Genomic DNA, 242 nt, shown 5'->3' on the forward strand with positions numbered 1-242 from the left:
GTGCAGCAGAACCGATTCCTGCCAATGATGATTGGAAGGTCGATGCTGCCATTATGTATTATGGCGAGCAAGACCGTGTTCAAGCTGCAGAAGCGATTGGTAATGTACAAAAAGCCTTTGGTGACAGTTCGTTATTGGACCTTAAAATTGTGGTCGACAGTTTAACCGGTGCATCAGCTTCTGGTGCCGTTGCACAAAGTGACAGTCAAACTTTCACGCGTCCGTCAGGTGATGGCCAATAT

1 protein-coding gene is annotated in these 242 nt (G+C 47.1%); it reads left to right on the plus strand.

The genetic code is table 11. From position 1 onward, the window contains the following. Positions 1-242, plus strand: a 242-nt coding sequence (locus AAEY78_RS14690) for a DUF3570 domain-containing protein (protein ID WP_352340205.1), incomplete at both ends; no start/stop codon positions are given.

Origin of the sequence: Psychrobacter sp. 16-MNA-CIBAN-0192, from assembly GCF_040309565.1 — a bacterium.
Taxonomy (GTDB): Bacteria; Pseudomonadota; Gammaproteobacteria; order Pseudomonadales; family Moraxellaceae; genus Psychrobacter.